At 57.8% G+C, this 19,898-nt stretch carries 17 protein-coding genes and 2 tRNA genes; 2 read left to right on the forward strand and 17 right to left on the reverse strand.

Annotation, left to right across the window (positions count from 1 at the left end; genetic code table 11):
* Positions 1-39: 39 nt before the first annotated feature.
* The 4 genes from ACQZ48_RS03120 to ACQZ48_RS03135 all read right to left on the reverse strand — a co-directional run bounded on the left by ACQZ48_RS03120 (position 40) and on the right by ACQZ48_RS03135 (position 2,513).
* A complete protein-coding gene (locus ACQZ48_RS03120) occupies positions 40-228 on the reverse strand; it encodes a Trm112 family protein (protein ID WP_191216752.1) in 189 nt (62 codons plus the stop codon).
* 10 nt (positions 229-238) lie between these two features.
* Entirely contained in the window at positions 239-910 is a 672-nt protein-coding gene (locus ACQZ48_RS03125) for an LON peptidase substrate-binding domain-containing protein (RefSeq protein ID WP_162520637.1), read from the reverse strand.
* 70 nt (positions 911-980) lie between these two features.
* A complete protein-coding gene (trxA, locus tag ACQZ48_RS03130; protein WP_077985245.1) occupies positions 981-1,949 on the reverse strand; it encodes a thioredoxin in 969 nt (322 codons plus the stop codon).
* Between the two features lie 54 nt (positions 1,950-2,003).
* Positions 2,004-2,513, reverse strand: a complete 510-nt coding sequence (locus tag ACQZ48_RS03135; RefSeq protein ID WP_077985246.1) for a prolyl-tRNA synthetase associated domain-containing protein — start codon at positions 2,511-2,513, stop codon at positions 2,004-2,006.
* A 253-nt stretch (positions 2,514-2,766) separates the two neighbouring features.
* Between ACQZ48_RS03135 and ACQZ48_RS03140 the strand changes: the two genes are divergently transcribed.
* A tRNA-Gly gene (locus ACQZ48_RS03140) sits at positions 2,767-2,841 on the forward strand.
* Positions 2,842-3,638: 797 nt separating this feature from the next.
* Here ACQZ48_RS03140 and ACQZ48_RS03145 read toward each other — a convergent pair.
* From ACQZ48_RS03145 to ACQZ48_RS03190, 10 genes are all read right to left on the reverse strand, one after another.
* Positions 3,639-3,715 (reverse strand) — tRNA-Met (locus ACQZ48_RS03145).
* A gap of 135 nt (positions 3,716-3,850) precedes the next feature.
* A complete protein-coding gene (mnmA, locus tag ACQZ48_RS03150) occupies positions 3,851-5,047 on the reverse strand; it encodes a tRNA 2-thiouridine(34) synthase MnmA (protein WP_077985344.1) in 1,197 nt (398 codons plus the stop codon).
* 206 nt (positions 5,048-5,253) lie between these two features.
* Positions 5,254-6,444 carry an OpgC family protein gene (locus ACQZ48_RS03155; protein WP_077985247.1) on the reverse strand — a complete coding sequence of 397 codons (1,191 nt, stop codon included), beginning with the start codon at positions 6,442-6,444 and terminating at the stop codon, positions 5,254-5,256.
* A gap of 473 nt (positions 6,445-6,917) precedes the next feature.
* Positions 6,918-8,006 (reverse strand): Tim44 domain-containing protein, encoded by a 1,089-nt coding sequence (locus ACQZ48_RS03160; RefSeq protein ID WP_448728530.1) that lies wholly within the window; start codon positions 8,004-8,006, stop codon positions 6,918-6,920.
* A gap of 221 nt (positions 8,007-8,227) precedes the next feature.
* Positions 8,228-9,823: a phosphoglycerate dehydrogenase gene (gene serA / locus ACQZ48_RS03165; protein WP_046799887.1), complete on the reverse strand. Its 1,596-nt coding sequence runs from the start codon at positions 9,821-9,823 to the stop codon at positions 8,228-8,230.
* Positions 9,824-9,907: 84 nt separating this feature from the next.
* Positions 9,908-11,086: a phosphoserine transaminase gene (locus tag ACQZ48_RS03170; RefSeq protein WP_448728531.1), complete on the reverse strand. Its 1,179-nt coding sequence runs from the start codon at positions 11,084-11,086 to the stop codon at positions 9,908-9,910.
* 212 nt (positions 11,087-11,298) lie between these two features.
* A complete protein-coding gene (locus ACQZ48_RS03175; RefSeq protein ID WP_374637268.1) occupies positions 11,299-12,144 on the reverse strand; it encodes an outer membrane protein in 846 nt (281 codons plus the stop codon).
* A 413-nt stretch (positions 12,145-12,557) separates the two neighbouring features.
* Positions 12,558-13,592: a sensor histidine kinase gene (locus ACQZ48_RS03180; protein WP_142914090.1), complete on the reverse strand. Its 1,035-nt coding sequence runs from the start codon at positions 13,590-13,592 to the stop codon at positions 12,558-12,560.
* A 7-nt stretch (positions 13,593-13,599) separates the two neighbouring features.
* A complete protein-coding gene (locus ACQZ48_RS03185; protein WP_077985250.1) occupies positions 13,600-14,037 on the reverse strand; it encodes a response regulator in 438 nt (145 codons plus the stop codon).
* A complete protein-coding gene (locus tag ACQZ48_RS03190) occupies positions 14,034-15,488 on the reverse strand; it encodes a sensor histidine kinase (RefSeq protein ID WP_077985251.1) in 1,455 nt (484 codons plus the stop codon). Before ACQZ48_RS03190 ends, ACQZ48_RS03185 begins: the two co-directional genes overlap by 4 nt.
* A 209-nt stretch (positions 15,489-15,697) precedes the next feature.
* Between ACQZ48_RS03190 and ACQZ48_RS03195 the strand changes: the two genes are divergently transcribed.
* Entirely contained in the window at positions 15,698-16,072 is a 375-nt protein-coding gene (locus ACQZ48_RS03195; protein WP_448728532.1) for a response regulator, read from the forward strand.
* 67 nt (positions 16,073-16,139) lie between these two features.
* Here ACQZ48_RS03195 and ACQZ48_RS03200 read toward each other — a convergent pair whose 3' ends face one another.
* The 3 genes from ACQZ48_RS03200 to ACQZ48_RS03210 are packed head-to-tail and all read right to left on the reverse strand — an operon-like array spanning position 16,140 to position 19,804.
* Positions 16,140-17,156 carry a sensor histidine kinase gene (locus ACQZ48_RS03200; protein ID WP_244634986.1) on the reverse strand — a complete coding sequence of 339 codons (1,017 nt, stop codon included), beginning with the start codon at positions 17,154-17,156 and terminating at the stop codon, positions 16,140-16,142.
* Positions 17,146-17,601: a response regulator gene (locus tag ACQZ48_RS03205; RefSeq protein ID WP_077985254.1), complete on the reverse strand. Its 456-nt coding sequence runs from the start codon at positions 17,599-17,601 to the stop codon at positions 17,146-17,148. The genes ACQZ48_RS03200 and ACQZ48_RS03205 overlap by 11 nt, the downstream gene beginning before the upstream one ends.
* Positions 17,594-19,804 carry a sensor histidine kinase gene (locus tag ACQZ48_RS03210; protein WP_191216805.1) on the reverse strand — a complete coding sequence of 737 codons (2,211 nt, stop codon included), beginning with the start codon at positions 19,802-19,804 and terminating at the stop codon, positions 17,594-17,596. The genes ACQZ48_RS03205 and ACQZ48_RS03210 overlap by 8 nt, the downstream gene beginning before the upstream one ends.
* Positions 19,805-19,898 lie beyond the last annotated feature (94 nt).

Below are 19,898 nucleotides of genomic sequence, written 5' to 3' on the forward strand. Positions count from 1 at the left end.
TCGCGACGCGCAATGTGCGAAGGCGGGTAAGCGGGAAGGTCAGTCTTCTATTTTTCGCGCTTCCGAAATCAGCATGATCGGCACACCGTCACGGATCGGATAAGCAAGCCTGGCGCTTTCGGAGATAAGCTCATTGCGGGCGCGGTCATAGGAAAGGCGCCCTTTCGTCAAAGGGCAGACCAGAAGCTCCAGGAGCCTGGGATCGACATTGCTCATCCTGTCGTCCATGGCGGCGATCCTATTGCAGCACGTTGCCGCCCTCGCCCGATCCCTGGGCGAGGACGATCTCGGTGATGGCGATCAATGTTTCGGCCCGTGTCTTCAGGTCAGGCGCTTCCAGCAGTGCCTGTTTTTCAGCCGGTCCGAAGGGAGACATCATGGAAAGCGAATTGACGAGAACGCGATTGCCCGCCCTTTCCACGCTTTCCCAATCCGCCTCCAGCTGGTTGGCCTCCAGAAACGAGCGGAATACCCGCAGCAGGTTTTCACGGTCCACCGCATCCTCATCGTATTCGCCGGAAAGATCGGCGATGAAAGGCGCATGCCGGAAGCTGCGATAGGGTTTGCCCGCCTCCACCTCTTCCAACAGACGGAAGCGGCACACGCCGGTGAGCGAGATGATATAACGGCCATCACCGGTTTCAGAAAAGGATGTAATGCGGCCGAGGCATCCGACCGCGCTCAGCGGACCGCCCTCAAGCCCCGCCTCGATGACATGCAGGGCGGGCTGCACCATGCCGATGATGCGATGGCCGGACAATGCCCAGTCGATCATCGCGAGATATCGGGGCTCGAAAATATTGAGCGGAAGATGGCCTTCCGGTAGAAGAAGCGCGCCCGGCAATGGAAACACCGGCACGGTTTCCGGCAGATCGTCGTTCTTCACATATCTCGCATTTCCGACATGCATGGGAATCACGCCCCCCTGTTCACTGCTGCCCGGCCGGCGGATCGACCGCCACAGCCGGGATATGCCCGCACTACGAAAACAGTATCGCCGAAAGCTTCCTGCGGCCGGCAACGGTTGCCGGGTCCTTGAAGCCCCAGGCCTCGAAGAACTCCAGAAGCTGGCGGCGCGCGCCGTCATCGTCGAAGGTCCGGTCCTTGCGCATGACGTATAGCAGATGGTCCGCGGCCTCGTCGCGCCGGCCTTGAGCATTCAGCACCTTGGCAAGCTTCACCCGCGCCTCGTGACGATCAGGATCGAGCGCGAGCTCGCGCTCCAGCGCCACCGGGTCGCCGATCTTGCGGGCTTCCTCATATTGCGCGATCTTTTTCGAAACGAGCTGAATGCCCGCATCTTCGTTGAGTTCCGCAGGCAGCGAAGAGAGCAGTTCGCTTGCCCGCTCATATTGACCGGCAGCGATCATGCATTCGGCAATACCGGCAATCGCTGCCGGATTTTCCGGATCGGCTTGCATGACGGCGCCGAAAAGCTGCGCAGCACCATTAAAATCGCCATCCGCCAGAAGCTGCTTGGCCTCTGTCAGAACAGCCTCGATCTCGGCCTTGGGGTCGCCCGCGTCAGGCCCGGCGATCTTCTCGATGAACTGCTTGATCTGGCTTTCCGGCACGGCGCCCATGAAGCCGTCCACGGGCCGGCCGTCGGCAAAGGCGACGATTGCCGGAATGGACTGGATACCGAGCTGGCCGGGAATCGAAGGGTGATCGTCAATGTTCAGCTTCACCAGCTTCACGCGGCCATTCGCCTCGTTGATGACCTTCTCGAGCACCGGCGTCAGTTGCTTGCACGGGCCACACCAGGGCGCCCAGAAATCCACCAGTACCGGCTGGCGACGCGATTCCTCTAGAACGTCCCTGGAGAAAGCCGCCGTCGTGGTGTCCTTGATGTGGCCGGAGGCCGCACCGTTCAGCTCGCCATTATGATGGGCACTTGCAGTCATCTGCCCGCTATAGGAACCGCCGTAAGGATTATTGTCGCCGCTCATGCCGGTCTCCCGTAAACTTCTGTCATCTGGCTTATTTGAAGCAAAGATCGTATCTCACTCGCTGACTTTCAAGACAAGCGGCGCATGTCCGGTTGCCTCGAGAAAGCGAATGAGATCTTTGGACGCGATCGTTGTCGTCTGGTCGTTGGAAAGCGGATGGCCGTTCACCAACTCGTTTTCCAGAAGATCGCTGTCGAGCACGAAGGTGACCTGCCTGTCCGTGTCGTTGATGGCGCCGAACACTGTCACCGAGCCCGGCACGACGCCCAGATATTCAAGCATCTTTTCCGGTCTGCCAAAGGACACACGGCTTGCCGCACCGATGGTCTTGTGAACGCTTTTCAGATCGACGACCGCGTTTTCCTCAACGGTCAGAACGAAATACTGATCCTTCTTGTCCTTTACAAAGAGGTTCTTTGTATGGCCGCCAGGAATGAGGTCGCGCAGCGACTGGGATTCGGCAACGGTAAACACCGGTTCGTGCTGCTTCGTGCTGTGGGAAATGCCGAGTCCGTCGAGAAACTCGAACAGCTCCGTTGCCGTCTTCCGGGAATTTTCCGCCATATCCTGCCGCCTGTCTCTGCCGATTCCACAATCCTTGTTTCCTGATTAAGCGGGCAACCGACGCTTGGCAACGCAGGAAAAAACAGCGAGATGAAAAATTCTCAATCATTTCCGCCGCTTGTCGCATTTCTCAAAGAAATTTTCGCGTTTTTGTCATTTCCCTGTTGCATTCCAGAATCGATTGAGCGATATAGCGCCCGTCGCCGCTTGGCGGCCCACGGTTCAGCGAACTACCCCGGACCGGTGGATTTGAGCGGGTGTAGCTCAGGGGTAGAGCACAACCTTGCCAAGGTTGGGGTCGAGGGTTCAAATCCCTTCGCCCGCTCCAAATTTCCCTAAAGATAGAATTGTATTCTAAATATAGTCGTTCGCGCGGCGAATCGTTCCGTGTCGTGCGGCTTGAAATTTGGCCTTCGCAGCCGCCTATCCGCAGAGCGCGACGGAAATTATTCCGCAAGCGGAACTTATGCGGAAGATGTCCGTTTCAAACGCGAGGCTCCTAACCTCAGTTCCCCTCTGATTGCCCGCCTTGAGCGGGCATTTTTTTGCCGATGTCGCTGGAACAGCTTATGTGAACAGCAGGTTCTCCTGCGTTGTTCAACGTGGGGAAGAGCCATGTCCGCATATCCCAGAAGAATTCTCTTGATCGCCGCATTCGCCGCCTCGTCGATACCCGGCACATCGCATGCCGCCGATACCACGGTTTATCGTGCGGAACGGGTTTTACCGCACAAAACACATCATCAACCGCAGCGGAACGAAAATACCTCTTCCAATCCCGTACAAATGAACTGCACCGAAAATATCGTGTCCTATCGCTCCCCTTACGAACGGCACACGGAACAGGTCACGCTCTGCCATCCGCCGCTAAATTGGCGAACAGGACCGTCAACAGCAACAATATGGTCGCCTTGATCTTGCCATAATTCTTTCAATGTGCTTTTGTGCAGCCGCCCTTGTGGGAGGGGGTAGAGGTTGAGACCCGCTGGCTGCATTTTTGCAGTAAGCGGGTTTCCCTTTTTTTGGGCGAAACTTGCTGGCAGAATCAATCGCTTCTCCGCCTCGGAAAAGCAACGAAACACGGGCGCAGAACGGCGCGGTCTGGATTTTTCAGATCAAGGAAAATGGTAGCGGGAGAGGGACTTGAACCCCCGACACGCGGATTATGATTCCGCTGCTCTAACCACCTGAGCTACCCCGCCACAGGGGAAACGTGACAGTCATGTGACCGGCCGTTCCATCAGGATGAGCGGCTTATAAGGTGCCGCTCCCCAAAGTGTCAAGCGCAAGATGCGCAAAAAATTCGCTTTCCGCATCATGGCAAAAAGCGAATGGTTTCAGGCGGCAACCGGTTTTTCGAGAAGCGCCTTGAGCGACGCCTCGGCATCCACTGAGCGTTCCGACCGTTCGATGAAACCGCCGCCGTAAACGCGGGCATCGGCCCCCGGCGCGGAATAAAGCACGCAGGCCTGTCCAGGAGCGACACCGGCCTCCCCGGTCATCAGATCGACATAGATGCCGTTTTCGTCCGCATGCAGCACCGCTTCCGTCGGCGGGCGGGTGGAGCGCACCTTGGCGAAACAGGCAAAGCCCTGCCCGGCGTCGACGGCCAGTTCGCCGTCACCCAGCCAGTTCATGTCACGCAGATAGACCCGGCGGGTTTCCAGCGCCTCACGCGGGCCAACGATGACCCGGCGGCCGCGCGCATCGAGATGCACGACATAAAGCGGCTCCCCCGTCGCGACACCGATACCACGGCGCTGGCCGATCGTATAATGCACGATACCATCGTGGCGGCCGAGCACACGGCCGTCGAGATGAACGATATCGCCCGCCAATGCCGCATTCGGCTTCAGCTTGTTGATGATATCGGTATATTTGCCCTGCGGCACGAAACAGATGTCCTGGCTGTCGGCCTTCTTGGCGACGACAAGCCCCATCTCTTCCGCCAGCGCCCGTGTTTCGGCCTTGGAGAGGCCGCCGAGCGGAAAGCGCAGATAATCGATCTGCTCCTGCGTGGTTGCAAACAGGAACCAGCTCTGGTCACGGTCGCTGTCGATCGGCCGATAGAGCGCACGCCGCCCCGGCTGGCCGGCAACGGGATTGGGGCGCGATCGAATGTAATGACCGGTCGCCAGCGCATCGGCGCCCAGTTCCTGCGCGGTGGCGAGCAGATCGGCGAATTTTACCGTCTGGTTGCAGGCCACGCAGGGGATCGGCGTTTCGCCCATCGCATAGGCTTCGGCAAAGGGGTTGATGACGGTTTCGCGGAACCGCGCTTCGTAATCCAGCACGTAGTGGGGAATGCCGAGCGTTTCGCAGACCCGGCGCGCATCGTCGATATCCTGCCCGGCGCAACAGGAGCCGGCGCGGTGCACAGCGGCACCGTGGTCGTAAAGCTGGAGAGTTATGCCGAGGACATCATAGCCCTCACGCTTGAGGATACCGGCCACCACAGAAGAATCGACGCCACCGGACATGGCGACAACGATCCGGGTATCTTCCGGCCTCTTGTCAAAATCGAGCGTATTCACGTTTTTTCCCATCGTCAGTCATAACGGGGGTAAAGGCCCCGCCGCCTGTCGGTCATCCGTCGCGAGAAACCTGGCCATTCGTTGGCCGTCCTGTCTCATCATCCTGCGGATTTAAGGGCTGCATATAGAAAGGAATGGCCGCGCACGCAAGTACGGGGCGGAAAACCGCCCCGCAAAGCCGTCAGATTCGGGCTGGGACCCGGCCCTCAGGCGCCAGCCGTCTTCTGGCCGCTGCTGCCGAACCACTTGTCGCGCTCCCGCCACAGGGCTGGCAAGGCCAGCAATCCAATCGCCGTGACGGCGATCAGCGTCTTGTTGAGCTGCGACAGTTCTGCCGTGCGGCCGTCGAGATAATAGACGCCGTAGACGATCGCCACATGCCAGACATAGACCTGCAGCGAATGGCGGCCGAGCAATTGCAGGAACTTCAGCGACAGCACCCAGATGACGCCTTCGGCGATGGAACGCACGAGCGGACGGTGGTGCTTCGGACCGGCAATCACCAGCCAAGTCAAGCCGACGCCGACGGCGAGGAAGTTGATGAGATAGACCGGGCCGAAATCGGCGCGGATTTCCATGGTAGAGAATTTGCCCATCATGAAATCCGGCATCAGGCCCCAGGCAGTGGCGATGCGCAGCGGCATGAAGAACAGGCAGATGGCGAGCGCCGCTTTCGGCAACCATGTACGCTCAGGCGAGAAGATCGCCTTCCACGGAATGCGGTTCTGCGCCGTCATCGCGCCCATTACCAGCGCCGAATAGAATACCAGCTGCCAGCCGAGCAGGTTGAAGCTGACACGGATACCTTGCTCATCCGCCCCCTTGACGAGTTCGTTGAGCGGGGTCGTCACAATTTGCTGCAGGCCAAGCTGGCCCGCCATCCAGACCAGCAGGGAGCCGGCCATGACATAGGCCCACTTGCCATCCAGACAAAGCTTCACCAGAACCGGCGCAAAGATCATGTAGACGATATATTGCGGCAGAATATCCATGAAGGTCGGCTGGAAGAGGAATGTCGCAATCGCCGCGAGACGCAGCGGATCGTCGAACGACGTCATGCCAAGCCAGTTGTACCAGATATAAGGCGCATGCGGGATGACCATGCGGAAAAACAGCACGGCGATGACAAGGCCCATGGCATAACGATAAAGCTCCATCGCCCGGTTCCAGATCATCTGTTTGCCGGCGTCATAGCCATATTTCATCATCTTGCGCGCATAAACCATGCCGATCAGCAGGCCGGACAGGAACACGAAGCCCTGCGCGTCCTCGACAAAAGCAAACTGCCGGTGATTGATTTCCACCAGCCAGAAGCCGCCAGCAAACACCAGATGGTTGATCAGCATGAAGACGAGGAAGTAACCACGCATCCCGTCGATCAGGTCAAAGCGTTTCATCTCGATAGCTCTCCGTTCTCGCAGGGCCTGCATTGCCCGGCCATCCAGCCCGGCTTGGGAGGGGCCGGGTATGGATTGTCAACGCTGTTTCGCGCCTCAGGTTCCCTTTCCAAAGCGGTGTAGAACCGGCGCGAAAAGTCACATCGATGTGTGTGCCCTGTGGTTAGGACGCCGGGACTGAATGCCGGATGAATGAAAAAAGGCAATTGCGTGAAGCGGAAGAGCCATGCGCGGGTAACATGTCGCGACAAACAGGGCTAAAAACGTTGCATAGCAGGACGAAGCGGAGTTCACCGCCGATGGCCGCGTGAGATATCACCCGTTAGATTTATCAGTCGTTTTTTTGACCGCATCTTGTTGTCCCTTAGCCGAGCGAGCGTCGGCGTGACCATGTTTTCCGCGAGCGTGACGAGCAAAGGCCCGGCGGTAACGAGAACCGCCGGGCCTTTATTTGTTAAATAAGCTACGATTCGTCAGGCGGCCGCCTGAATAGCGGCGACCTGCCAGTTATCGTTTCCGGGGCGGCGGACGAAGGTCCACATTTCCACCGCCTCAGAAGGCTGGTGCTCGTCACCTTCGATCACCTTGCCGGAGGTACGGTCGCGCATCACGTCGATGGCGGAGTAGCGCATAGCCACCGTTGCATAATCCTGGCCCTCTTCGTGCCATGCTTCGGCAACATCGCCCTGTAGCAGCGTCACATCGCGCACGTCGTTTTTCACGCCGCTGGTCGCGTTGTCGCTCAGTTCTTCGGCGAGATACGACATGGCTTCCGGCGTCGTCAACTTGCGCAATGTGCCATAATCTTCGGCGGCATAGGCGGCCTGCACGTCTTCCAGCATTTTCTGGAAAGTTTCGAGATCGCCTTGGGTAATGCCGATTTCATCGCCTTCCGACACGGCATTGGCATGAGGCGCGGGGGCAGGAGGCGCAGGCTTTGCCGTTGCGGCATTGGCGGCCACGCCGCCCGCAGCGCCGGCCAGCGCGCCGATCTTCGGAATCTTGAAGGAGGATGCGGCAGAACCCGGCTGCGAACCGCCATTATAGGAAGAACCGGAATGATCCCTACGCTGCGATCCACCGGCCGCGCCGTAAGCGGGCTGGCCCTGACGGCGCGAGGCGAAGAAACGCATGGCGAGCATCACCAGAAGGCCGATCAGAGCCACCTGCAACAGCATACCGAAGAAACCGGCCATGCCGCCAAAACCGCCGCCCAGCAGCATTCCGAACAGACCGCCCATCAAGAGGCCGCCCATCAAACCACCCATCATGCCGCCGAACAGGCCGCGGCTCTGCTGCGGCGCCTGCGCGCCGGGACGGGCCGGCTGAGCAGCGCTCGGTGCTGCCTGATTGGTATTGGGAGTCATGCTGCGGTTTATCGGCGCGGTCTGGCCGGGTGCCGTGCTGGTCGAAGGCGGAGCGGAATAGGTCCGCGTGCCGCGGCTGCCGAAACCGCCGCTGGCGCGACGCGCTTCCGCCATATCAACCGCCACGAAAGACACCGCGATACCAAGCGCGGCGACTGCGAACAAACCCTTGAAGCGCCGAAAGGCAGCAAACATCGTTATCTCCTGTTGGCCGCCCTCCCATGAGCGGCATGTCAGCAGGCGATATAGCAACTCATGATCATCATTTTTAGAGCAGTTGCCTTAAATTTTTTGTGATATGCAACCAATGCGATAGTCACATATATTCTGCGACGAAACAGACACTGGATAAACGAAAAACCCGGCACAGGGTCTCCCCTGCGCCGGGCCTTATTGTCCCCTTGGGAGGAACGATATCAGTCGACGTTGAAGGTCAGCGGCTTGACCTGGCGGATCGCCGGGTTGGCGCGCAGCTTGTCGAGCACGGTTTCGGAAACCGGACCGTCGACATAAAGCAGCGCGATGGCGTCGCCGGCTTCCTTTTCACGGCCGAGCTGGAAGTTGGCGATGTTGACGCCAGCCTCGCCGAGCGTGGTGCCCATGAAGCCGATCATGCCGGGAACGTCGGTATTGGTGATGTAGATCATGTGCGATCCGACATCCGCATCCATATTGATGTTCTTGATCTGGATGAAGCGCGGCTTGCCATCCGAGAAGACCGTGCCGGCAACCGAGCGGATCTGGTTTTCCGTCTTGACCGTCAGCTTGATATAGCCGTCATAAACGCCGGTCTTGTCGCGCTTGACCTCGGAAAGGATGATACCCTTTTCCTTGATCATCACCGGGGCCGAAACCATGTTCACATCGGCCACCTGGCTGCGGATCAGGCCGGCCAGCAGGGCACTGGTCAGTGCCTTGGTGTTCATGTTGGCGGTTGCGCCATCATAAAGGATTTCGATTTCCTTGGTGGCGCTTTCCTGCACCTGGCCGACAAAGGAGCCGAGAACATCCGCCAGACGGATGAAGGGCTTCAGGCGCGGCGCTTCCTCAGCCGTGATCGACGGCATGTTGATGGCGTTGGAAACCGCACCCTTGACGAGGTAATCCGACATCTGCTCGGCAACCTGAAGGGCGACGTTTTCCTGCGCTTCCGTGGTGGAAGCACCGAGATGCGGCGTGCAGACGACATTCGGCAGGCCGAAAAGCGGGCTCTCGGTGGCGGGCTCGACTTCGAACACGTCAAAACCGGCGCCGGCGACGTGGCCGGACTTGATGGCTTCGGCAAGGGCCGCTTCATCCACCAGACCGCCACGGGCGCAGTTAACGATACGCACGCCCTTTTTGGTCTTGGCGAGGTTTTCAGCGTTCAGGATGCCGCGCGTCTTGTCGGTCATCGGCACGTGCAGGGTGATGAAATCGGCCTGGGCCAGAAGTTCGTCCAGCTCAACCTTGGTCACACCCATTTCCTGCGCGCGTTCCGGCGACAGGAAGGGGTCATAGGCAAGAACATGCATCTTGAGGCCAAGTGCACGCGAGCAGACGATGGAGCCGATATTGCCGGCACCGATGACGCCGAGCGTCTTGCCGGTGATTTCGACACCCATGAACTTAGATTTTTCCCACTTTCCGGCCTGCGTGGAGCTGTCGGCTGCCGGAAGCTGGCGGGCAACTGCGAACATCAGCGCAATAGCATGTTCGGCAGTGGTGATGGAGTTGCCGAAGGGCGTGTTCATGACGATGATACCGCGGCGCGAGGCGGCCGGGATATCGACGTTATCGACGCCGATGCCGGCGCGGCCGATGACCTTGAGGTTGGTCGCGGCTTCGATCAGCTTTTCGGTCGCCTTCGTCGCCGAACGAATGGCAAGACCATCGTAATTGCCGATGATTTCAGCCAGCTTGTCCTTGTCCTTGCCGAGTTTCGGCTGGAAATCGACTTCGACGCCACGATCACGGAAAATCTGGACGGCGGTTTCCGACAGTTCGTCGGATACAAGTACGCGAGGTGCCATGGTTCACGGGCTCCTTGAAAAGGGGTGTGGTTTTTGAGAACGGGAAATCGGCGGCCCTGCATCAACGCAGGGCCGGTATCGAAATCAGGCGGCAGCCTTGGAAAGTGTTGCCTTCTGCGTCTGGTAAGCCCAGGCGAGCCAGGGCATGACGGCTTCCATATCGGCCGTCTCGATGGTCGCGCCGGCCCAGATGCGCAGACCGGACGGAGCGTCGCGGTAAGCGCCGATATCGAGGGCGACATTTTCCTTTTCGAGCAGGGCGACGATGCCCTTGGCGAAATCGGCCTGTGCAGCCGCATCCAATGCCTGCACCTCGGGATCGACGATCTTCAGGCAGACGGAGGTGTTGGAGCGGGTTTCCGGCTTGAGGGCCAGATTGGCGATCCAGTTATTCTTCTCGATGAAGTCGTAGATAACCTTGGCATTGGCATCGGCACGGCCGATCAGCGCCTTGAGGCCACCGAGGCTTTTCGCCCACAGCAGCGCGTCGATATAATCTTCAACGCAGAGCATGGACGGCGTGTTGATGGTTTCGCCGGTGAAGATGCCCTCGATCAGCTTGCCGCCGGAGACCATGCGGAAGATTTTCGGCAGCGGCCATGCGGGTGCGTAGTTCAAGAGACGCTCGACGGCACGGGGCGAAAGGATGATGACGCCATGGCCACCCTCGCCGCCCAAAACCTTCTGCCAGGAGAAAGTGACGACGTCGAGTTTCGTAAAATCCATGTCCTGCGCGAAGGCTGCCGAAGTGGCGTCGCAGATGGTCAGACCCTTGCGGTCGGCGGGAATGAAATCGGCGTTGGGAACGCGAACGCCTGATGTCGTGCCGTTCCAGGTGAAGACGACGTCACGGTCGAAATCGACTTCGGCAAGGTTCGGCAGCAGGCCGTAATCGGCCTCCAATTTGCGGACGTCCTTCAGCTTCAGCTGCTTGACGACGTCAGTGACCCAGCCAGCGCCAAAGCTTTCCCAGGCGAGCATATCGACGCCGCGTTCACCGAGCAGCGACCATAGCGCCATTTCAACGGCGCCGGTGTCGGATGCGGGAACGATACCGATGCGATAATCGGCAGGAACGTTCAGAACTTCACGGGTGAGATCGATGGCCTGCTTCAGCTTGGCTTTGCCAACCTTGGCGCGATGCGAGCGACCGAGCGGCGCATCGGAGAGAGCATCTAGCGACCAACCGGGACGCTTCGAGCAGGGACCAGAGGAAAAATGCGTATTGCCCGGACGGACGTCCGGTTTCACGATATCTGTCATTTGACTACCCTTCCAGATAGGCGCTCCACGTTAGGGTGGAGTGTCCTGACGCCGTTGCTATTCCTGTCGCCCATCCCAGTCAAGCGGAATATGTCGCTACGCAGAAGAATCTTGGTCCATATGCGTCATGCGCCGCGTCAGGTCCCGGTAAAACAAAACCGCCCGCACCCGGAGGATGCGGACGGTCTGAAACTACCAGCAGGGCGTGACGTTTATTTATAAACGGCAGGCTGCAGCGGAATATCGGCGGGCGGCATGTATTGCGCGGTATCGCAGCCGTTGAAGACATAACGGCCGCCGACGCGCACTTCGTGCGAATAAAGGCCCTTGTCACGGCCCGGACCGCCGCCATTTTCATAAGCGAACATATCGCCCTTGTTGATGTGGCGGAAACGATAGCCGATATCGGCCTTCAGGTTACAGGTTACATCGATGGATGCGCCGGCCATCAGGGCGTAGGCGAAGCGCCATTTGCCCTTGCCGCCATGTTCAGTGGTCGGGTCGCAACCCAGGCCGTTGACGCTGCAGGATGTGTTGCGCAGCTTATCCCACTTGACGTAGGAGCCGCCGATACCGCCACCGACATAAGGCGTCACCCGCCCATAAGTGCCGAGATCGACATAGGCATTCGCCATCAGAGTATAGGCGCGAAGTGAGCTAAGGTCCTCTGAGACGCAGCGACCGGGAACGGAACCGCAGGAGCCACTCGTGGAGCCGCGGAAATCCGACTTACCCATATAGTCAAAGGTCACGTCGCTACGGAAATAGTTGTTGAACTGATAACCGACGCCGGCGCCAATGACATAGCTGTCCTTGATCGTCGCGGTGTCAAAATCCGCGAGATAGCCGCCGGGGCCACCCTGATAATAATGGGCGCCGCGCAGCTTGTTGAAGGAATAACCGACGTCGCCGCGCAGGTACCAGCCACTCGCCTGGGTGACGGTCACTTCGGGTGCATCGACATAAGCAGGGGCAGGCTCGGCTTGATAGAGATCGGCAGCGATGGCGCTGGTACCGGTCAGCAGGACGGCCAGAAATCCGGCCAGGGCGTTTTTCATGACTTCCACTCCAGAAGAGACACATGCGGTTTCGGCGTCAGATGCCAGTGAATTCTTCAGTCATGAAGATTGTCGTAAAATGGTTAAGTCCCGATTAAAATGGAAACCTGTATTACAACAATCGTTACTGAAAATGGTAAACACACTGATACGGTTTGCGCTTTCTTAACCCTAAAACGCATAGGTTAAGGAAGTGCAAAAGCTATTGCGCTGATCCGGTTATGGATGGAAGCCTTACAAAATTCGGCATCTCTCTTTGCACGGAAGGCAGACGGCCCCGTGACAAAATGGCAGCGAAAAGCCGCGCAAGGCAGAAGGGATCGTGACAAAGCTCCGCCAGGTTGGCGTGCTGAATGCGCCGGACGGCACGATGACGGAAGCGAACCTTGGGACAGCCGGCGAGAACGCCGCCCCTATCTCTCGCTCCAACTCATCGTATAACGCGTACCCACCTTCCGGTCCGGGTGGGTATGTGTCTGATCGACACGGGCGCCGATGTTCTGCGCCATCGCCATGATCAGTTTCGTGCCCAACCCTGTGCCCTTCGGCGATATGTGCGGGTTCGACCCTATCCCGTCATCTTCCACAACCAGAATGAATTGCCCATTCTCTTCAGAGAGATTGACCCGGACGGCGCCGGTTTGATCGGGGTAGGCATATTTGAGCGCGTTGGTCAGAAGTTCTGTGATGATGACGCCAAGCGCAACGGCATGGTCCGCATTCAAATCGACCTCACACAGCGACGTTTCAACAGTGATGGAGGAAGAGCCGGGCACGGCCTGAAACAGATCACCGATGATCGAGGTCAGATAGGAATTGAGAGAGACCAGGCCCACATTCGCGGTGTTATAGAGGCTGCGGTGAACGCCGGCGATTGCCGAAATCCTGCTCTGCGTTTCCAGCAACGCGGTTTCTGCTTCCTGCGACTTCAGGGTATTTATTTGCAGTCGGATCATGGCGGAAACCAGTGAGAGACTGTTCGCGACACGATGGTTCATCTCTTTCACCATCATTTCCGCGTGCTCTTTGGCCTTCACCAGCAAACGGTCGGCCTCCTCCTTCGTCTGGCGCAGGCGATGGTTTTCCAATGCCTGATTAATGGCTGTGAGCAGAAGCGGGAAGAAATCATCTCCGACATTCTTGATGACGTAGTCGGCGGCACCTGCCCTGAGCGCATCCATGGCGATCTGCGCCTCGTTGGACCCCGTCACATAAAGAATGGGAACACGCGCCGGTATCGTCTCGATAGCGGCGAGAAATTCCATGCCCGTCGCGGTTTGGAAATAATGGTCGAGAACGACGATATCGAACTGCCCGTTTTGAAAAAGCTCGAGTCCGGACGCCACGGAGGCGGCATGAACCACCTCCATTCCGTGGCGACCAAGAACGCGGCTCGAAAGCCGGGCCAGAGCCGGGTCGTCATCGACATATAAAACGCGCAGAGCCATCGTGCCTTCAAGGTATCTGAATTACGGAAAAGAACAGGCCAAGATTTTTGATGGCAGTCGCGAAGCCCTCATAATCGACCGGCTTGGTTATGTAAACATTCGCGCCCAGATCATAGCATTTCTGAATTTCAGTCTCGTCATCGGTAGTTGTCAAAACCACGACGGGCAAACGACGGGTGTATTCGTTGCTTTTGATCTGCTCGAGAATGTTGATGCCCGACATGTCAGGAAGATTGAGGTCGAGCAGGACAAGAAGATAGCGGTCTTTGCTGACAAGGCCATCTCGACTTTCGCCCAGTATATAGTCAAGCGCCTCAGCTCCGAGCGTAAACGGCACGATCTCGTTGTTCACGCCGGCCCGCCGCACGTTCTTTTCGATCAGCCGCGCATGGCCCTCGTCGTCTTCGATCATCACGATCGTCACTTCCTGACCGGTCGCTTTCATGTGTCGCCTTCCTTCGTCACTCGTCTGAGGTCACTCGGCAGCAGCAGGAAAAACGTGCTGCCCTCACCGAGTTTGGACTCAACTCTAATGTCACCTCCTAAATTTCTGATTAGCGAACGAACATGGGCAAGGCCAATACCCTCTCCCGGCTGGTCCTGATTGCCCGCCCGGCGAAAGAGTTCGAAAACCCTTTCGAGATCCTTTTCACCGATACCGCGCCCATTGTCGCCGACTTCGATACAGATCGCACCACGCCCGGCCGGATAGGCGCGCGCCGTCAGCCGCAGCGGACGACCAGGCATCTGGTATTTCACCGCATTGTCGAACAGATTTCCGAGAATCTGATCGAGGGATATGCGGTCGGTCACGATCGTCAGCTTCGGCGTGTCGACATCGATCTCGCCGCCGTTCGCCGTGATCTGGTGGCGTACCGTCTCGGAAAGTGACAAGAGCAATGTTTCTACGTCGACCTTCTCGGGCTGCAGCTTGCGCTGGCCGTCGCGGGATATTTTAAGGATCGCGTTGATCAGCTGATCCATTTTGCGGGTGGATGAGCGGATAAAGCCGATAGCCTCGGGAATATCCTCTTCCACCGCCAACCGCGCCTCGCGGACGACGTCGTCGGCCAGGGTTTTCCCATCCGCAAGGACATAAGCATTCACCGACTTCAGCGAGGTGTCGAACTCGGAGAGAAAGCCCATTATATTTACCAGCGGCGCCCGCAGGTCGTGTGTAACGATGTAGGCGAAGCGCTGGATTTCCTGATTGGCGCGGCGGAGATCGCGTGTCCTGCCTTCTACACGTTCCTCCAGATTCCGGTTAAGCTCGTCAACGTCCTCCCGAGACCGGGTCAGAGCCTTGATATAGGTGAAGACAAGGAAGATCGAACCGCCGACGACAAGGAGAATTGCAAGCGCGCCGCCCACGGTTACCCATCGGAGTGTATTGGCGGCATCGAGCTGATCATTAACAATGACACGCAAACGATCGTCGACATTCGATTGCAGATTGGACAAGATGCCTCTGATCTCGCTCATTAAGCGCTTGCCGTCATTGTTGCGAACGATCTCAATTGCCTCCGTGATTCGACCCGTGCGCTGCAGCTCAATGGTTTCGCTTGTCTCCGCCAGCTTGGCTTCAATCGCCCGCCTCAAACCGGAAAGAGACTGCGCATATTGAGGCTGTTCCTTCAGCAGGTCGAAGAGTCTCGACTGGCGTTGCGGCAATGTACGCAGAGCCTCTTCATAAGGCGCTAGATATTCCGAGTTGTTGGCAAGCAGATATCCTCGTTGCCCGGTCTCAATGTCCTGCATCGCCGTCAGCACATCGAAAACCGCGGCACGAAAACGTCGGAGTTCCGCAGTCTCCTGTGAGTACCTGTTGTTCACCTGGACGAGCCATAAAGACACGGAGACCATGCCAATCAAAATCGCAACACCCACGGCCAGCATCAAAAGGCTTCGTTTGGCAAACGGTGAAAAACCAGTCACAGCAATACATTCCCGGTAGGCGCTAAATTAGTTGTGCAAGCTAGAGTATGACAACACCGGAGGCGACTGTTTTCTTTTTATCGATCCGTGGAACCAGCGCGGGGTTCAGGGGTTTTGCAATGTTGATTGAAAGCGGCCTGCGGGGCCGAAGTAATGAGAATACGGTGACAATGAGCTACGATTTCCAGGGAAAACAGATCCTCGTATTGGAAGATGACGCACTTCTCGCGATGGATATGGAAGATTTTCTCTCCGACCTCGGCGTCAATGTTGTCGGGCCGGTTTCCCATGTTGACGCCGCGCTCGAAAAAATAAACGTCACCGATCTCGACGGCGCGGTCATTGATCTCAATCTGAGGGGAGAATTGTCCTTCCCCGTCATCGAAGAGCTCAAGGCGGCGAACATTCCCTTCGTCATCTGCAGCGGATATGCGGAAGTACCCGGTGTCCGGGCTCAGCTGGACGGCCTGACAGTCGTTTCCAAGCCTTGCGATTTCGACAATCTCTCACGTGTTCTGGCCAAAGAGTTTTCACTGATCGACTAGGGCCGAGCCGATCGCGGCGTGGCGCCTCATCTTCATCTTTTCATCCGGCATCTTTTCATCCGGCGATTCAATCCAGGGGAAAGAGGACCTGATATTTCAGGCCGCCGCGATCGTAGCGAATTTCACTTTCAGCCTGCAATTCGTATTGCGCGCCTTTTGTTATCAGGGTCGTTCCAAAGCCGGTTTCCTTCGGCGCGGAAACAGGCGGGCCTCCGCTTTCCTGCCACCTTAGGTCAACACGGTTGCGCCCATCTCCGTCACGCAACTTCTTCCAGAAAACCTCGACCTTTCCGTTTGCGCCGGACAGAGAACCGTATTTCTGCGCGTTCGTCGCCAGTTCATGCAGGATCATTCCCAGCGCCAAAGCTGATTTTGGCGACACATGCACGCCATCCGGACCGTCAAGTTCGACCCTGCTCGCAAAGACATTATGCGGCTCGATCGCGCGCTTCACGACGTCTCTGAGGTCAGTCTCGCCCCAATTGCTCTGAAAAAGCAGGGCATGGCTCTCCGCCAGTGAACTCACGCGGGCCACAAGCCGTTCCTGATAATCCTCGATCGAGGTGCTGCCTTTTGCCGTTCTGCGGATAATGGATATGACCATCGCCATGGTGTTCTTGACGCGATGGCTCAGCTCACGAACAAGAAGTTCCTTGTGCAGCTCCGCCCGTTTCCGCTCCTGTTTTTCCCGCGCTTCAGCCAGCGCGCGCTCGACGGCGGACGGCAATCTCACCAACCGCTGCTTCAGTACGTAATCCGTGGCGCCGCGCCGGAATGCGTCGATCGCAGCATCCTCGCCCAAAACTCCGGACACGAAGATAAACGGCGTATCGGGTCGGGTCTGCATGACGACGTCAAGCGCCGCCATGCCGTCGAAGTCCGGCAGGGAGAAATCCGCAAGAATGATATCAAACGGCTGTTTTTCCAAAGCCTCTATGAACGACGCCTTGCCGACCGCCCTGGTCACCAGCGGAGGTGGTGAAATACGCGACAGCTGGTCCTCAATCAGTTCTGCATCGACCGAGCTGTCCTCAAGGAGAAGAAGCTTGCCTGCTTCCATTCGCCGCACCGCCTCATCCACCATTGCGACGTGCACCGGGTGGCGGCTCGTTCAGGAGAGCCCAGAAAACTCCGAGATCCTGTATAGCCTTAAAAAACTGTGTGAATTCCACGGGCTTGACGACAAAGGCGTTAACGCCCAGTTCGTAGCTCCGCACCAGGTCCTGCTCCTCTCGAGATGACGTCAGCATGACGACCGGAATGTGCCGCAGATGATCAGCGCCCTTTACCCTCTGCAAAACCTCAAGCCCGTCCACTTTCGGGAGTTTGAGATCGAGAAGGACGACAGCCGGATCGCCGGCAGGCCGGTTGTGATAGCTGCCAGTGACAGTGAGATAGTCGAGCGCCTCGGCGCCGTCGCGCGCCACCACCACCTCATTCGCCAGCTGGCATTTTTCGAGAGCGGTCAGCGTTAATTCCAGATCGCGCGGATTATCTTCCACCAGCAGAATAGGTCTGAGTTCAGGCAATGTCGTCCTCTTTAATCTTCACAATCGGCAATCGGAAGGAGAACGTGGCTCCCTCACCGACAGTTCCCTCAGCGCCGACCGAACCGTGATGGCGCTCGACAATTCGTCTCACCAACGCAAGTCCAATGCCCGTGCCCTCGAAATCCTCGACACGCTGAAGCCGCTGAAACACGCCGAAAAGCTTGCCGTAATAGGCCATATCGAAGCCGACACCATTGTCTTCGACGGAATAGGTGATGTCGTCTTCGCCTTCAACCGCTGAAATGCTGATGATCGAAATCGGCTCCCGGGAGGAATATTTGATGGCGTTTTCGATCAGATTGTACCAGACCTGCCGCAACAGGGTCGGATCTCCGAATATCACCGGCAGTTTTCCGATCCGCCATTCGATCTGGCGGCCAGCGACCGCCGGATCGAGAGAACGGCGGACTTCGCTCACCACCTTCTGCATATCGACCGGCTTCATGGTAATCTGCGTGCGGCCAAGCTGAGAAAAATTCAGAAGATCGTCCACCAGCCTGCCAGCGCCGAGCGCCGCCTCGGATATCATCTGAAGATAATGCAGGGATTTCTCGTCCAAGGCGTTGCTGCGCTCACGCAATAATTGCGCAAAACCGACGATATGGCGGAAAGGCGCGCGCAGGTCGTGCGAAACGGAATAGGAAAAAGCCTCCAGTTCCTTGTTGGTCCGTTGCAGTTCCCGCGTCAGATCCGCCATTTCCTCCGCCTTGCGCAGGACAATACCGATGATCGCGCTGCGCAGCTCCCTTGCGGCTGCAAGCTCGGGCTCCGACCACGCAGACGCCGTGCCGCGCAATTGCTCCTTCCAGATTTCGAAGGACTTGCGCGGATGGATGCGTCCGCTTTCCTGCACCGTCTTGTGCGGATCGCCGCCCCATCGCACCGTCTTTATGACCTCCGGCCGAAACCAGATCAGCCAGCTTCCATACAGTTCCGAAACCCGCATCGCGATAATCCCGCTGGCGGCGGATGCATAGGCCGACGCAGCAGGGTAATCGCCTGCCAGATTGTCGGTTGCAAGAACATCGGTGACATCCTGCTCACCAAGCCACAGGACAAGCTCTTCAACCTGCTGCCGTGAAGGCGTCTTGCCGACCAGTTCATATTTGTCGCCAAGAATAAGCGCAGCACCATCGGCTCCCACCTGTTTCAGCAGGTCTTCTCTTTCGTCGTCGCCTGCAATCAGACCGTCAACCCATTTTTCGGCAGTCGCCATCCGCTTCAGCAGACGCGACTGAACGTGGCCAAGCTCCACGCGGCGGGATGCATCCTGAGAACTCTGCTCCATCGCTATCCGCATCGACAGCAGCTGCGCCGCAAAATCACAGGCTTCTCGCACGGCAAGGGGCACCGCATGAGGTGTAGCGTGGTGGCAGGCGATCAGGCCCCACAGGGCGCCGTTAACGATGATCGACACCGACATGGAAGCGGCCGTGCCCATGTTGCGCATATACTCAAGATGAACCGGAGACACGCTGCGCAGCTGTGAAAAGCTCATATCGAGTACCGCCCCCGTTTCCGCATTCACCTGCGGTCTCACCGGGACGGGCCGATAATTGGCATCGGGGATCATTCGCAAACGGTTGATGGTATAGAGTTGCCGCGCCTGCGGCGGGATATCACCCGCCGGAAAACGTAGTCCAAGATAAGACGGCAAAGCCCCGCTACCGGCTTCCGCCACGACGTGGCCGCTCCAGTCCGGCCCGAAGTCGTAAATCAGGGTGCGATCATACTCACTGATTGCGGAGACCAGTTGCGCTGTCCGAGAAAGCGCATCTTCCAGCGACGGCGCGCTATTCAGATATTGCGCCAGACGGGTGAGTTCGCCCATCAGCCTTTCAGCCGATTCGCCCTCCCTCGTCTTTTCCACCTCAACGATAATCAGAGGGCCGGATCGATGCGCCGAAACATCGAGTTTCTTTTCGGCCCAAACATATCGGAAAATGCTCTCTTCACTGGAATACCAGGCGGACAATGCTGCGAGAAACGGCAACGCCACCTCGCTTGCAACGGCACCGATCGGCACTGCTCCGCCAATATAGTCAGCGAAATTATCACTGGTCTGCACCACGGAAAATTCCCGCGCAGACAAGACCAGAAGAGCCCCATGCTCCTGAATAGCGCCGGGGATATGGATGGGCTCGGCGCCGCAACTATCCAGTTTCGGCGTAACTGAACTCATAACTTTCTCCAGCTGCTCCTTGTGCAAGAACGTTCGACCTGCTCAAAAGATGCGGCCAGCCTATTCATTATTGCGGGGATGTAAACGTTCGTTT

The sequence above is a fragment of the Agrobacterium sp. 22-209-1 genome (assembly GCF_053522485.1).

Coding starts and splice junctions, on each gene's coding strand:
- ACQZ48_RS03160 (WP_448728530.1), bottom strand. CDS start 8,006: ATGTTTGCTGCCTTTCGGCGCTTCAAGGGTTTGTTCGCAGTCGCCGCG.
- trxA (WP_077985245.1), bottom strand. CDS start 1,949: ATGAGCGGCGACAATAATCCTTACGGCGGTTCCTATAGCGGGCAGATG.
- ACQZ48_RS03170 (WP_448728531.1), bottom strand. CDS start 11,086: ATGACAGATATCGTGAAACCGGACGTCCGTCCGGGCAATACGCATTTT.
- ACQZ48_RS03180 (WP_142914090.1), bottom strand. CDS start 13,592: ATGGCTCTGCGCGTTTTATATGTCGATGACGACCCGGCTCTGGCCCGG.
- ACQZ48_RS03120 (WP_191216752.1), bottom strand. CDS start 228: ATGGACGACAGGATGAGCAATGTCGATCCCAGGCTCCTGGAGCTTCTG.
- ACQZ48_RS03185 (WP_077985250.1), bottom strand. CDS start 14,037: ATGAAAGCGACCGGTCAGGAAGTGACGATCGTGATGATCGAAGACGAC.
- ACQZ48_RS03210 (WP_191216805.1), bottom strand. CDS start 19,804: ATGAGTTCAGTTACGCCGAAACTGGATAGTTGCGGCGCCGAGCCCATC.
- serA (WP_046799887.1), bottom strand. CDS start 9,823: ATGGCACCTCGCGTACTTGTATCCGACGAACTGTCGGAAACCGCCGTC.
- ACQZ48_RS03125 (WP_162520637.1), bottom strand. CDS start 910: ATGCATGTCGGAAATGCGAGATATGTGAAGAACGACGATCTGCCGGAA.
- ACQZ48_RS03200 (WP_244634986.1), bottom strand. CDS start 17,156: ATGGTGGATGAGGCGGTGCGGCGAATGGAAGCAGGCAAGCTTCTTCTC.
- ACQZ48_RS03155 (WP_077985247.1), bottom strand. CDS start 6,444: ATGAAACGCTTTGACCTGATCGACGGGATGCGTGGTTACTTCCTCGTC.
- ACQZ48_RS03190 (WP_077985251.1), bottom strand. CDS start 15,488: ATGCTGGCCGTGGGTGTTGCGATTTTGATTGGCATGGTCTCCGTGTCT.
- ACQZ48_RS03195 (WP_448728532.1), top strand. CDS start 15,698: ATGAGCTACGATTTCCAGGGAAAACAGATCCTCGTATTGGAAGATGAC.
- ACQZ48_RS03175 (WP_374637268.1), bottom strand. CDS start 12,144: ATGAAAAACGCCCTGGCCGGATTTCTGGCCGTCCTGCTGACCGGTACC.
- ACQZ48_RS03135 (WP_077985246.1), bottom strand. CDS start 2,513: ATGGCGGAAAATTCCCGGAAGACGGCAACGGAGCTGTTCGAGTTTCTC.